Source organism: Streptomyces sp. B93, assembly GCF_018070565.1.
GTDB lineage: Bacteria > Actinomycetota > Actinomycetes > Streptomycetales > Streptomycetaceae > Streptomyces.
In genome coordinates, this window is sequence record NZ_JAGPXL010000035.1 from 67270 (window position 1) to 79619 (window position 12350).

Below are 12350 nucleotides of genomic sequence, written 5' to 3' on the forward strand. Positions count from 1 at the left end.
AGCAATGGCGGCACTGCGGCAAGAGGTCGAACCGGGAGAGGTGGGGCTGGACGCGAAGGCGCTGGACCGTCTCGACCGGCACTTCGCCCAGTTCGTGGACGAGGGGCGGCTGCCGGGCTTCCTCGTCGCCGTGGCCCGCGGCGGCCGGGTCGCGCACCTCACGGCACACGGCCACCGCGACCTCGCCGCCGGGCTGCACGTCGAGGCCGACACGCTGTGGCGGATCTACTCCATGACCAAGCCGGTCACCTCGGTCGCCGCGCTGCTGCTGGTCGAGGAGGGCGGGCTGGGGCTCGACGACCCGGTCTCCCGCCATCTGCCCGCGTTCGCCGACGCCCGCGTGTACGTGGACGGCTCCGGGGACGGCATCCGGACCCGGCCCGTCGAGCGGCCGATCCTGATCCGGCATCTGATGACCCATACCGCGGGCCTGACCTTCGGCTTCTACCACGCGCACCCCGTCGACGCCGCCTACCGCGCGGCGGGCCTGGAGTCCTCGGTGCCGCCGGGCGCCGACCTGGCCGAGACCATCGACGTGTACGCCTCACTGCCGCTCCAGTTCGAGCCGGGCACCGAGTGGAACTACTCCGTGGCCAGCAATGTGCTGGGCCGGGTCGTCGAGGTGGTGTCCGGGCAGCCGCTGGACGTCTTCTTCGCCGAGCGGATCTTCCGCCCGCTGGGCATGCCGGACGCCGGTTTCGAGGTGGACGCCGACCAGGCCGGGCGGCTGGCCGAGCTGTACGGGGAGAGGGAGGACGGCGGTATCGCGCCGACGCCCGGGCTGCCGCTGCACGGCCGGCCGAGGTTCCTCTCCGGCAGCGGCGGCATGGTCGCCTCCGCCCTGGACGTGCACCGCTTCGCGGAGCTGCTGCGGCGGCGCGGCGAACTCGACGGCGTACGGCTGCTCGCTCCCGGGACGGTCGACCTGATGACCGCCAACCACCTCCCCGGCGGCGCCGACCTGCGCGCCTTCGGCAGCCGTCCCGCCCATGACGAACCCGGCAACGAGGGCGTCGGCTTCGGCCTCGGTGTCTCCGTCGTGATCGACCCCGACCGCACCAAGGCGCCGTCGGGGCTCGGCACGTTCGGCTGGACCGGGGTGGCGACCACGGCGTTCTGGGTCGACCCGAGCCGTGATCTGACCGTGCAGTTCATGACACAGGTGCGGCCCCGGTCCTCGCACACGGTCTTCGGCGACCTGAAGCGGCTGGTGCACGAGGCGGTCGTCAGGGACTGACCCCGGCCGCCCGCGGCACCACCGCGTCCAGGTGGGGCAGATGGTGGTCCAGGCGCTCCCGCTTGGTGCGCAGATAGGTGATGTTGCTCTCGCACGGCGGTATCAGCAGCGGCACCTGCTCGGCGACCTCGATGCCGTGCCGCACCAACGCCTCGCGTTTGCGGGGGTTGTTGGACATCAGACGGACCGAGTTCACGCCCAGGTCGTGCAGGATCCCGGCGGCGACACCGTAGTCCCGGGCGTCGACCGGCAGTCCGAGGGCGAGGTTCGCCTCGACCGTGTCCAGGCCCTCCGCCTGGAGCGCCATCGCGCGCAGCTTGGCGAGCAGGCCGATGCCGCGGCCCTCGTGCCCCCTCAAGTAGACGACGACCCCGCGCCCTTCGGCCACGACGGCGCGCAGCGCGGAGGCCAGCTGGTCGCCGCACTCGCAGTGCTGGGAGCCGAACGCGTCTCCGGTGAGGCACTCCGAGTGCAGCCGGGTGAGGACGTTCTCGCTGCCGATGTCACCGTGGACCAGGGCCACTTGTTCGTCGCCCCGGTCGTGGTCGAGATAGCCGACCGCCCGGAATTCACCGTAGACGGTGGGCAGCGGGGCATTCACGACGCGTTCCACGCCGGTGCGCTGTGGAGACTTGGTGCCGATAACGCCGAGGTTTTCTGTCATGATTCTCGAGTTCCTAATGCAGAGATGAAGGGCCGGGAAAGAAATGAGTGGTTCTCAGACACGGTCGGCCGCGCACGAACTGCTGCCGACGGACACCACGGAGGACGTGAGGGCTCGGGGCGCGGGCGCCGCACGGCAGGTCGCCGTCCTTCCCGTGGGCAGCTTCGAGCAGCACGGCGCGTACCTTCCGCTGACCACCGACACGCTCGTGGCCTGCGCGATCGCCGGGGAGATCGCCTCGGTCCACCCCGTGCACCTCCTTCCTCCGGTGACGATCTCCTGCTCGCACGAGCACGCGGCCTGTCCGGGAACCGTCAGCATCTCCTCCGTGACCCTTCACGCGGTGATCGGGGACATAGCGGCGTCGCTCCGCCGCTCGGGTGTCGACGCCCTGGTGCTGGTCAACGGGCACGGCGGGAACTACGTCCTGGGCAATGTCGTTCAGGAGTCCGCCGCCCGCGGTGAGCGAATGGCGCTGTTCCCGGCCGCGGAGGACTGGGAGACGGCGCGGCAGCGGGCCGGGGTGCGGACCTCACTGCTCACCGACATGCACGCGGGGGAAATTGAGACCTCCATCCTTCTGCACACTCATCCGGAATTGGTCCGGCCCGGTTACGAGACCGCCGATTTCATCGCCGACGACCGGCGCCGGCTGCTCACCGTCGGAATGTCCGCCTATACCGATTCGGGGGTCATCGGCCGTCCTTCCCTCGGTGCCGCGGAAAAGGGGAAGGCATTGCTGGCGAGTTTGACGGAGTCCTTCGGGGAGTGCCTCACGGTGCTCACCGGGGCGGGCACCGAGGGGGCGTAGTTCTCGTAGCGGCGCGCCAGCAGCACCAGGGCGCCGGGCAGTGCCGCCGCGAACGTCAGTACGCCGTAGACGACGGCCACCGAGAGGCCACTGCCCGCGCCGAGGCCCGCCGCCCCGAACGCCCAGGCGGCGACGCCCTCCCGGGGCCCGAACCCGCCCACGTTCAGCGGCACGCTCATCGCGAGCAGCGCCAGCACCGCCAGCGGTAGCAGTACCGGCACGGGGGCCTCGACCCCGGCGACCCGCGCGGCCAGCACGAACGTCGCGAGGTGCCCGGCGAGCACGACGACGGACGAGCCGACGACACCCGGCCCGTTGCGCCGGGACAGCAGGGCCTCGCGGACCTCCGCGGCGAAGGCGCGCCGCCTGCGGACGGCGGAGGACCGGTTCATCCGCAGCGCCAGGAGCACGGCGAGCGCCCCGACCGCGGCGATCACCACCGGCGGCACACCGTGCCGTACCGCGCCGCGCACCGGCGACGGCACGACCAGCAGCACGCCCACCCCCACCACGGCCAGGACGATCTGTCCCGCCGCCCGTTCCAGCACCACCGACCGCACACCCTTGCCGAGGTCCCCGGCGCCGCGCCCGTGCCGCACCGCGCGGTGCACGTCGCCCAGCACCCCGCCGGGCAGGGCCGCGTTCAGGAACAGCGCCCGGTAGTAGTCGGCGACGGCCCCGCCGAGCGGCAGCCGGATGCGCAGCCCGCGGGCCACCAACTGCCAGCGCCACGCGCTGAACACGGTCGTGACCAGCCCGATCGCGACGGCGGCGGACAGCGCCGCCGCGTCCACGCGCCGCAGCCCGGTCAGCAGCGGCCCGGTGCCCAGCCGCCACAGCAGTACGGCGAGGATGGCGACGCCGACCAGGGTGCCGAGGTGGGCGCGCAGGGCGCGGCGCGGGGTCTGCGCCCCCGCCGTGGCACTCATGAGGCGCCGCCCCGCGGACGGGCCAGCGCCAGCAGGTCGCTGTGGTGGACGGTGACCCGCAGTTCGCCCGCGCCGCAGGCGGCGAGCCGGGCGGCGAGGTACTTCTCGGCGGGTGCGGCCAGTTCGGGCCGCTGCTCCACGGCGGCGCCGACCCAGCCGCGCAGCCACTGCGCGGTCAGGTCGCTGTCGGCGGCGTCGAGCCGCCACGGGCTGGGCCGCACCTGGACGGTGGCGCCGTGTGCGGCGAACGCCTCGCGGGCGGCGGTGACCGCGTCGGGCCCGAGCAGTCCGGTGCGCCGCTGGTGGGCGTTGAACGCCTCGGTGATCTCGGCGTCCAGCGGATCGCCAGGGCTCAGGTCGACCCGTCCCGCCACCGTCAGGGTGAGCAGCGCCGGGCACCCGGCCCCGGCGCAGGCCGCGGCGAGGGTGTCGACCTCCTCGGGGGTGAGGACGTCGAGCAACGCGGACGCCGTCACCAGGGAGGCCCCGACCAGCGCGTCCGGGGTCAGCCGGGCCACGTCACCGCGCCGGGTCTCCACGCTGACCCGGCTGCCGTCGGCGGCGGAGCGCGGCGAGGAGACGGCGGCGAAGTGCAGGAGGTAGGGGTCGCGGTCGTGCAGGACCCAGTGCTGGGGGCCGTCGAGGCGGGGGGCCAGCCAGCGTCCCATCGACCCGGTGCCGCAGCCCAGGTCGTGGACGGTCAGCCCGCCCGCCCGGCCGGGCAGGTTCGCCAGCCGGATCCGCAGCGGGTCGAGCAGTTCCGGCGCCCGGGCCGCCGCGTCGGCGCCCTCGCGCAGTTGCAGCCACTCGGGCGCGTACCGGGGCGGCTCCTCGGGCCCGGCCGCCGCGTCGGCGTCGGCGTCGGTGCCGGTTTCGCGGAGGCGGATGGTGGGGCGCTCACCGGGGCGGAGGGCTGGACCGGCGCCGGGGATCACCTGCCCCTGGCGGGGGATCTGGGCCTCCTGCCGGGTGGCCGTCGGCTTGGTCATGCCGCCCTCCGGGGTTCGGTCGGGAGCCGGGTCAGTACCCCGGCCAGGTTCTTGGCGGTCGCCGCCCAGCCGTCCAGGGCGGCGCGGCGGCCGCGGGCGGCGGCCTTGAGACGGCGGCGCACGTCGGCCTCGCCGAACCAGCCGCGCAGTTCGGCGGCGAGCGCGGCGGGGTCCTCCGGCGGCACGAGGATGCCGGGCACTCCGCCGTCGGGGGCCCGGCCGACCGCCTCGGGGAGGCCGCCGACGTCCGTGGCCAGCACCGGGATGCCGCGCGCGAGGGCCTCGGTGACCGCCATGCCGTAGGTCTCCGCGTAGGAGGCGAGGACCAGCAGGTCTGCGGCTGCGTAGGCGGCGTCGAGTTCGGCACCGGCGCGGGGTCCGGCGAGCCGGACGCGGTCTTCGAGGCCGTAGCGCTCGATACGGCCGCGCAGTTCGGTGACGTACCCGGGATCGTGGGTGAGTCCGCCGACGAAGGTGCATGTCCAGGGCAGGTCGGTGACGGTGGCGAGGGCCTCCACCAGGCGGTGCTGGCCCTTGCGCGGGGTGACCGAGGCCACGCACAGCAGCCCGGAGACGCCGTCGGTGCCGGAGGCGAGGGGCGCGATGTCGGCGCCGGGGGCGGCGACGTGGACGCGGTCGGGGGCGAGGCCGTGGTGGGCGACGAGGCGGCGGACCGCCCAGTCGCTGGTGGCGATCACCGCGGACACCCCCCGCAGCACCGCGCGTTCGCTGGTGTCGAGTTCGGCGGCGAGTCCGGGCGCGAGGCCGGTCTCGGCGCCGAGGGGGAGGTGGACGAGGACGGCGAGCCGCAGCCGTTCGGCCTCCGGCAGGACGGTCTCCGGGACGCCGCAGGCGACCAGCCCGTCGAGGAGTACGACGCTGCCGTCGGGCAGTTCCCGCAGGATGCGGGCGAGTTCGGCGCGGGCCGCGGCGCCGGGGCGTGGCCAGGAGCCGTCGACCAGGTGCCGGTGCGCCTGCCAGCCGAAGCCGGGCAGGTCCAGACAGACCCGGCGGTCGTAGGCGTTGCCGCCGCTCGGGACGGCCGGGTCGTCGACACCGCCCGGCATGACGAAGTGCACGGTACGCAGGGACATGGGGATGATCTCGCCGTTCCTCGGGGCCGCCTGCGCGGGCACGTAGGCGAGGCGGGTGTGCTCCAGGCTGACGTCGGTCACAGCGCACGCTCGTAACTCGCCCAGGCGATGTGCGACTCGTGCAGGGTGACGGAGACGGCCTTGATGCCCCTGGCGCCCTCGCCGAGGGCGCCCTTGTGGATCCGCTCGGCGAGCCGGTCGGCGATGACCTTCGCCAGGTACTCGGTGGAGGTGTTGATCCCGGCGAACTCGGGCTCGTTGTCGAGATTGCGGTAGTTCAACTCACTTACCACCGCGCCGAGTTCGCGGGTGGCCAGGCCGATGTCGACGACGATGTTGTCGTCGTCCAGCTGCTCGCGCCGGAAGGTGGCGTCCACCAGGAACGTCGCCCCGTGCAGACGCTGCGCGGGTCCGAACACCTCGCCGCGGAAGCTGTGAGCGATCATGATGTGATCGCGGACGGTGACACTGAACAACGAAACGACCCTCCAGGTGCGGCGCGCGGATGGCGCGTGGATGCCGGGTAGTACGGCCGGAGTCCTTCTCTTGTTCAGCCGGTCGCACGTCTTCTCTCAGGTCAGGGGTCTTGAGGGGCGGTCCCCGTACCGCACGCGGTGGCACAGCGCCGGGATGTCGCCCGAGGCGAGCCCCGGCATCACCGCGGGCAGTTCCTCGAAGGCGCACTCCCCCGTGACGAGGGCGTCCAGCGCCGGGTCGGCGAGCAGGTCGAGGGCGAGGGCGAGCCGGTCGGCGTAGGTGCGGCCCGCGCGGGCCGGGGAGACGGTGCCGACCTGGCTGCTGCGGACGGTCAGCCGACGGGAGTGGAAGGCCTCGCCGAGCGGGAGGCTGACCCGGCGGTCGCCGTACCAGCTCAGTTCGACGACCGTGCCCTCGGCGGCGAGGAGTTCCAGGGAGCGGGCGAGACCCTGCTCGGTGGCGCTGGCGTGGACGACGAGATCGCACTCACCGCGCGCCGCGGCGGGCAGCGCGAAGTCGACGCCGAGGGCCTCGGCGGTCTTCGCGCGGGCGGGATCGGCGTCGACCAGCTGCACCCGCACGCCCGGGAAACGGGCCAGCAGGGCGGCCACCGAGCAGCCGACCATGCCGCCGCCGACCACGGCGATCCGGTCGCCGAGCAGCGGCGCCGCGTCCCACAGCGCGTTGACGGCGGTCTCCACGGTCCCGGCGAGCACGGCACGTTCGGCGGGCACGTGCTCCGGCACCGGCGTGACGGCGGCCACCGGAACGACGTAGCGCGTCTGGTGCGGATACAGGCAGAAGACCGTACGGCCGAGCAGGTCCGCCGGTCCGGCCTCCACCTCACCGACGCTGAGGTAGCCGTACTTCACCGGGCCGGGGAAGTCGCCCTCCTGGAACGGCGCCCGCATGGCCGCCCACTGGCTGCGCGGCACACCGCCGCGGAACACGAGCATTTCGGTGCCCCTGCTGACGCCGGAGTAGCGGGCGCGCACCAGCACCTCGCCGTCGGCGGGCTCCGGAAGGACCTCCTCCCGGATCTCGGCCCGCCCGGGCGAGCTGAGCCAGAACGCACGTGCGGTGCGGTTCATCGGCATCCTCCTGAACGATCGGGAAGTTGTCCACGTACCGAGGTGTGCACAGGCCGCGCACAGTACGCGGCGCTGATCGACTCTGTCACACGGCCGGAGGATGCGCGGTGGCCCTGAACAACCCCTATGGAGCGAGCCCGGTACTACAGGAACCCGCCGTCGGCGCGGGTGTGCAGATCCTGTTGCTCGCGCTGCTCGGCCCGGCGATCGGCATGGGCCCGGCGGGCTGGCTGACCGGACTCGTCTTCGCCGTCGCCACCTGGGCCGTGCTCTCCCGCGCCGTGCACCGCTCCCGGCTGCGCTCGTTCGGCCCGGCGAACCGGGTCACCCTCGGCCGCGCCGTGCTGGTCGGCGCGGTGACGGCGCTGGTCGCGGACTCCTTCGCCAGCTCGCCGCCGGTGACCCTGCTGGTCGGCCTGACGGCGGTGGCACTGCTCCTGGACGGCGTCGACGGCAAGGTGGCCCGGCGCACGGGGACGTCGTCCGCGCTGGGGGCGCGGTTCGACATGGAGGTCGACGCGTTCCTGATCCTGGTGCTGAGCGTGTACGTGGCGGTCTCGGTGTCGGTGGGCCCGTGGGTGGTGCTGATCGGCGGCATGCGGTACGCGTTCGTCGCCGCGTCGTACGTGTACCGCTGGCTGAACGCCCCGCTGCCCCCGAGCACGGCCCGCAAGACGGTCGCCGCGTTGCAGGGGGTGCTGCTGCTGGTCGCGGGCTCGGACCTGCTGCCCCGAGTGGCGACGACGGGGCTGGCGGCGCTCGCCCTGGGGTTGCTGGTGTGGTCGTTCGGGCGGGATGTGGTGTGGCTTTGGCGGCGGTCGCGGGCGGTTGCGGCGGTGGGCGGGGCGGAGGCGGGGCCGGAGCGGGTGCTGGAGCCGGTGGCGGGATGACCGGATGATCGGCCATCAGGTGACGTGCGGGAAGCGGGCGTGGTGCACGGCCACTGTCAGGTGCGGCGCGGCAGGTGGGCCGGGTGCCTGCCTCACCGTCAGCCGCGGCGCGGCAACAGCCCCGCCCCCAGCACCGGTACCGCCGCCAGCACCAGCCACGGCACCGCCGACGGCAGTCCGGAGTCCAGCAGCGCACCGCTCGCGGCACTGCCGACCAGCACGATCAGGCCGGAGACGGACGACAGCGCACCGGTGTAGAGGCCGAGCCTGCCCTCCTCGGCGAGATCGGGCACCCAGGCCCGTACGGCGGGCATGATCAGCATCTGCCCGACCGTCAGCAGCACGACCAGCCCGGCCGCGGGCAGCAGCCCCACCGCGCCGGTCCACCCCGCGGGCCGGGCCCCCGCCACCAGCACGAACCCGGCGCCGACCAGCAGCAGTCCGGCCGCCGTCGACCGGCGCGGGGCGAGCCGCTCCCCCACCAGCCGGGTGACGGGCAGCTGCGCGGTCACCACCAGCAGTGAGGACAGCGCGAACAGCCAGGCCACCGCCGCCTGCCCACCGGTGGTCCGCTCCACCTCGGTGGGGAGCGCCAGATAGAGCTGGTTGTACGCCAGCAGATAGGCGCCGTACGCGCAGCACAGCGCAAGGAAGCGCCGATTCCGCAGCAGCCCGCCCCCACCGCCCCGCAGTCGTACGCGCCGCCGCCCCGGCACGTGCTGCGGCAGCAGCCACACATGCCCGGCGAGTACGCAGACGAAGACGACCGCCCCCGCCAGGCACGCCGTACGGAAGTCCACCGCGAGCAACAGCGCGCCCAGCAGCGGCCCGACGAACGCGCCCGCCTGACCGGCGACGGTGAACAGCGCGAGGACGCGGGTGCGCGAGCCACCGCCCGCCTCCTCCCACCGCACCGCCTGCCGGGCCACCTCCGACTCCACGGCGGGTGAGAACAGCGCGGCGGCGAAACCGATCAGCAGCACGGCCCCGACGACGGCCCAGGTCCGTTCCGCGTACCCCAGCCAGCAGAACCCGGCGATCCGCAGGGCGCAGCCGGTCAGCACGACCGGCCGGATGCCGTACCGGTCGGCGAGCGCGCCACCGACCACGAACAGCCCTTGCTGGCTGAACGTCCGCAGCCCCAGCACACACCCGACCAGCCAGCCCGCCATGCCGATGCCCTGTCCCAGGTGCTCGGCGAGGAAGGGCAGGACGGCGTAGAAGCCGAGGTTGAAGGCGAGTTGGGTGAGGATGAGGAGGCGGAGCAGGGAGGGCAGGCGCAGCCGCTTTGGGAAAGTGGGGGACACGGACATGTCAGCGCACCTCCTCCGTCACCCCTCGCCGCCCCCGCCACCCACCGGCCGACGACACCGCCAGCGCGCCGAGCAGGGCGAGTACGGCGGCGGGGGCGAGGACGGCCCAGGGGGCGCGTTCGGCGTAGGGCTGGTTCTCGGCGAGCAGCAGGCCCCACTCGGGGGACGGCGGCTGGGCGCCGAGGCCGAGGAAGGTGAGGGAGGCGAGCGCGAGGGCGACGCCGGGCAGCCGCAGCAGGGCGTGGCGGACGACGGGCGGCACCACGGCGGGGAGCAGTTCACGCCGGAGCAGGTAGAGGGGACCCGCGCCGAAGGCGCGGCTGGCGGTGATGTGCGGGGCGGCGCGTTCGTGGCGGAGCAGGGCGGAGGTGTGGGCGGCCAGCGGTGCCCAGGCGACGACGGCGACGGCGAGCGCGGGGGTGGCGGCCCCACGGCCCGCGACCGCCGTGACGAGCAGCGCGCCCAGCACCGGCGGCACGGCGTTGACGGTGTCGACGAGCGGCCCCGACAGCCGGGGCAGCAGCCCGAGCAGCACCCCGGCACCGAGGGCGACGACGCTCACGGCAAGGGCGAGCGCCAGGGTGTCGAAGGCGCCGTGCGCGACCCGCGCGAGGACGTCGCGCCCGAGGGAGTCGGTCCCGAACGGATGGGAGGGGGACGGCGCTTGAAGTCGCTCGGCGGTGTCGAGGACGAGCGGGTCACGGGGCAGCCCGAGCCCGACGACGGCCAGGAGCAGCAGGCCGTACGCGATCGGCAGGACCCTGCGGGCGTTCGGTGGTCGCCGGTGCAGGCTCGGCACCATGCCGTCGCGCAGGGCGGGCCCGGTGAGCAGGTGGGCGGTGAGGTGGGCGAGCGCGGTGGCCGCCGCGCCGAGCAGGAGCAGGGCCAGGGTGCCCGCCTGGAGGACGGGCAGGTCCTGGGCGAGGGCGGCCTGGAGGGTGGTGCGGCCGAGGCCGGGTATGTCGAAGACCTGCTCGACGGCGACCGCCCCGCCCGTGAGCCCGACGACGAACAGCCCGGCGTTGGGCAGCAGCGCGGGCACACACCGGCGCAGCGCCATCCGGGCGATGCGCCACCCGCCGAGCCCGCGCGCGGCGGCGGCCGTGGCCCAGGGCTCGGCGAAGGCGCCGGGCAGCAGATCGGCGAGGAGCCGCCCGAGCACGGCCCCGGCCGGCAGCCCGAGGGCGAGCGCGGGCAGCACCGTCCACCGGGGCCCGTACCAGCCGAGCGCGGGCAGCCAGCCGAGCTGCACCCCTACGACGGTGGCGAGCACGGACGCCGTGAGGAACTCGGGGAGCGCGGCCAGCACGGCGGTCACGGTGCCGCCCGCCCGCCGCCCCTCCAGCCGCCGCCGGGCACCGTCGCGCAGTGTCCGCGCGCACACCAGCCCGGCGGTGACCACCGCGACGACGAGCGCGGCCCCGGTCAGCAGCAGGGAAACCCCGAGCGCCTGTACGACACCGGGCAGCACCGGCTCCCCGGAGAGCCAGGACCGCCCCGCGTCCCCGCTCGGCAGCCCCGCGAGCCACTCCCCGAGCAGCCGCAACGGGCCTTCTCCGAGACCGAGTTGACGCCGTACGGCGTCCAGCACCTCGGGCGTCGCCTCCCGCTCCATGGCCCGCGCCTTGAGCACGGTCAGCGCCGGGTCGGTGTGCGCGAGCCAGGGCAGCAGCCCGACGACACACACGAGCAGCGCGGCGAGCACGACCCGCCACAGCAGCGCGCCGAAAGACCCCCTCATCCGTCAGCGCCGCGTCCCGGTGCCGACGAGGGTGCGCTCGTACGGGTCGAGCAGGACACCTTGGACGGACGCGCCGACGCCGGTGATGATCCGCTGGTGAACCAGCGGCACGACGGCGCCGGTGGCGAGGATCTCGGCCTCGGCCACCATCGCCGCGTCCTGCCGCGCCCCGCTCTCGCTGACGGCCTCGGCGCGCGCGACGGCCTTGTCCACGCCCTTCTCGCACAGCGACGCCAGGTTGTAGCCGCCGTCGCAGGTGAAGTCGGAGGCGAGGACGGCGACGGGATCACCGGTGTCGACGAGGGTGTTCCGGGCCAGTACGAAGGCGTCGAACTCCCCGTCGAGCGCGTCGCTCTCGATCCGCGAGTACTCCCGCACCTCCAGCGTGACCCGGAACCCGGCCCGCTCCAGCTGCTGCTTCAACACCTGTGCGGCCTCGGGCAGTTCGGGCCGGTTGTCGTAGGTGGCGAGGGTGATGGCGGTACCGTCGGCGACCGCGGCCCGCGTCGTGCCGTCCGGCGCCTTCCGCTTGCCCTCGGCCCAGGTGACGGCGGGCCCGTAGATCCCGGCGCCGGCGTCGGCGTAACCCTCGTACACCCCGTCGGCGAGGGCGGCGGTGTCGACGGCGGCACGGGCGGCGGCCCGCAGTGCGGGGTCCTTGAACGGCCCGGACCTGGCGTTCAGCAACAGGCTGGTGGTCCGCGCGGTCGCGGTCTCCCGGCGCACGCCCGCGTCCAGTGAGGCGGCCTGCGCCACGGGGACCGCCTCGGCGATGTCGACCTCCCCGGTGCGCAGGGCGGCGGCGCGGGCGGTGCCGTCGGCGATGAACCGCACGTCGATGCCGGATGCCTGGGCGCGACCGCCCCAGTAGTCGTCGTGGCGGTCGAGGCTGGCGGAGGCGGAGCCGGAGAGCTTGGTGAGGACGAAGGGGCCGGTGGCGGTGCCGACCGGGTCGACGCGGCCTTCGTCGCCGTAGGCGCTGGGCGCGAGGACGGCGAGGCTGGGGCTGGTGAGCCGCAACGGCAGGATGGGGTCGGGCTGCCGGGTGGTTATCCGTACGTCGCTTTCGCCCTCGGCGCGGGCCGTGAGGCTGACGCCGCTCAGCGCGGCCGGG

General features: G+C 74.5%; 11 protein-coding genes and 1 pseudogene. 3 read left to right on the forward strand and 9 right to left on the reverse strand.

Annotated elements, in window-relative coordinates; translation table 11 throughout:
- The first annotated feature begins 4 nt into the window (after positions 1-4).
- Entirely contained in the window at positions 5-1237 is a 1233-nt protein-coding gene (locus KBY47_RS27145) for a serine hydrolase (protein WP_210925380.1), read from the forward strand.
- Here KBY47_RS27145 and ribA read toward each other — a convergent pair.
- Positions 1227-1901: a GTP cyclohydrolase II gene (gene ribA, locus KBY47_RS27150; protein ID WP_210925382.1), complete on the reverse strand. Its 675-nt coding sequence runs from the start codon at positions 1899-1901 to the stop codon at positions 1227-1229. The two genes, KBY47_RS27145 and ribA, sit on opposite strands and share 11 nt — an antisense overlap.
- Positions 1902-1944: 43 nt before the next feature.
- Between ribA and KBY47_RS27155 the strand changes: the two genes are divergently transcribed.
- Positions 1945-2712: a creatininase family protein gene (locus KBY47_RS27155; protein WP_210925384.1), complete on the forward strand. Its 768-nt coding sequence runs from the start codon at positions 1945-1947 to the stop codon at positions 2710-2712.
- A gap of 98 nt (positions 2713-2810) precedes the next feature.
- Here KBY47_RS27155 and KBY47_RS36750 read toward each other — a convergent pair.
- The 5 genes and pseudogenes from KBY47_RS36750 to KBY47_RS27175 all read right to left on the reverse strand — a co-directional run.
- Positions 2811-3641 (reverse strand): annotated as a pseudogene (locus KBY47_RS36750) (lysylphosphatidylglycerol synthase transmembrane domain-containing protein); the annotation flags it as partial.
- A complete protein-coding gene (locus KBY47_RS27160; protein WP_210925386.1) occupies positions 3638-4630 on the reverse strand; it encodes a class I SAM-dependent methyltransferase in 993 nt (330 codons plus the stop codon). The gene KBY47_RS27160 and the pseudogene KBY47_RS36750, both read right to left, overlap by 4 nt.
- Positions 4627-5805, reverse strand: coding sequence for a glycosyltransferase family 4 protein (locus KBY47_RS27165; protein ID WP_210925388.1), 1179 nt, complete (start codon positions 5803-5805; stop codon positions 4627-4629). Before KBY47_RS27165 ends, KBY47_RS27160 begins: the two co-directional genes overlap by 4 nt.
- The gene (locus KBY47_RS27170; RefSeq protein WP_210925390.1) at positions 5802-6200 is read right to left on the reverse strand and encodes a 6-carboxytetrahydropterin synthase; all 399 of its coding nucleotides are present in this window, start codon (positions 6198-6200) and stop codon (positions 5802-5804) included. Before KBY47_RS27170 ends, KBY47_RS27165 begins: the two co-directional genes overlap by 4 nt.
- A gap of 96 nt (positions 6201-6296) precedes the next feature.
- Positions 6297-7292 (reverse strand): zinc-binding alcohol dehydrogenase, encoded by a 996-nt coding sequence (locus KBY47_RS27175; protein WP_210925392.1) that lies wholly within the window; start codon positions 7290-7292, stop codon positions 6297-6299.
- Positions 7293-7399: 107 nt separating this feature from the next.
- On the opposite strand from KBY47_RS27175, the gene KBY47_RS27180 reads away from it, so the two are divergent.
- Positions 7400-8182, forward strand: a complete 783-nt coding sequence (locus tag KBY47_RS27180; protein WP_210925395.1) for a CDP-alcohol phosphatidyltransferase family protein — start codon at positions 7400-7402, stop codon at positions 8180-8182.
- 98 nt (positions 8183-8280) lie between these two features.
- On the opposite strand, the gene KBY47_RS27185 is transcribed toward KBY47_RS27180, so the two are convergent.
- The 3 genes from KBY47_RS27185 to KBY47_RS27195 form a co-directional block, all read right to left on the reverse strand.
- The gene (locus KBY47_RS27185; RefSeq protein ID WP_210925396.1) at positions 8281-9495 is read right to left on the reverse strand and encodes an MFS transporter; all 1215 of its coding nucleotides are present in this window, start codon (positions 9493-9495) and stop codon (positions 8281-8283) included.
- 1 nt (position 9496) lies between these two features.
- Complete coding sequence (locus KBY47_RS27190) at positions 9497-11236, reverse strand: ABC transporter permease subunit (RefSeq protein WP_210925398.1); 1740 nt, start codon at positions 11234-11236, stop codon at positions 9497-9499.
- 3 nt (positions 11237-11239) lie between these two features.
- Positions 11240-12350 (reverse strand): ABC transporter substrate-binding protein (locus tag KBY47_RS27195; RefSeq protein ID WP_210925400.1); only part of this gene is annotated, 1111 nt, incomplete at its 5' end.

What these genes read in the sequence shown, in the direction of transcription:
- KBY47_RS27145 (WP_210925380.1), top strand. Translation starts at nt 5, where the DNA reads ATGGCGGCACTGCGGCAAGAGGTCGAACCGGGAGAGGTGGGGCTGGAC.
- ribA (WP_210925382.1), bottom strand. Translation starts at nt 1,901, where the DNA reads ATGACAGAAAACCTCGGCGTTATCGGCACCAAGTCTCCACAGCGCACC.
- KBY47_RS27155 (WP_210925384.1), top strand. Translation starts at nt 1,945, where the DNA reads ATGAGTGGTTCTCAGACACGGTCGGCCGCGCACGAACTGCTGCCGACG.
- KBY47_RS27160 (WP_210925386.1), bottom strand. Translation starts at nt 4,630, where the DNA reads ATGACCAAGCCGACGGCCACCCGGCAGGAGGCCCAGATCCCCCGCCAG.
- KBY47_RS27175 (WP_210925392.1), bottom strand. Translation starts at nt 7,292, where the DNA reads ATGAACCGCACCGCACGTGCGTTCTGGCTCAGCTCGCCCGGGCGGGCC.
- KBY47_RS27185 (WP_210925396.1), bottom strand. Translation starts at nt 9,495, where the DNA reads ATGTCCGTGTCCCCCACTTTCCCAAAGCGGCTGCGCCTGCCCTCCCTG.
- KBY47_RS27190 (WP_210925398.1), bottom strand. Translation starts at nt 11,236, where the DNA reads ATGAGGGGGTCTTTCGGCGCGCTGCTGTGGCGGGTCGTGCTCGCCGCG.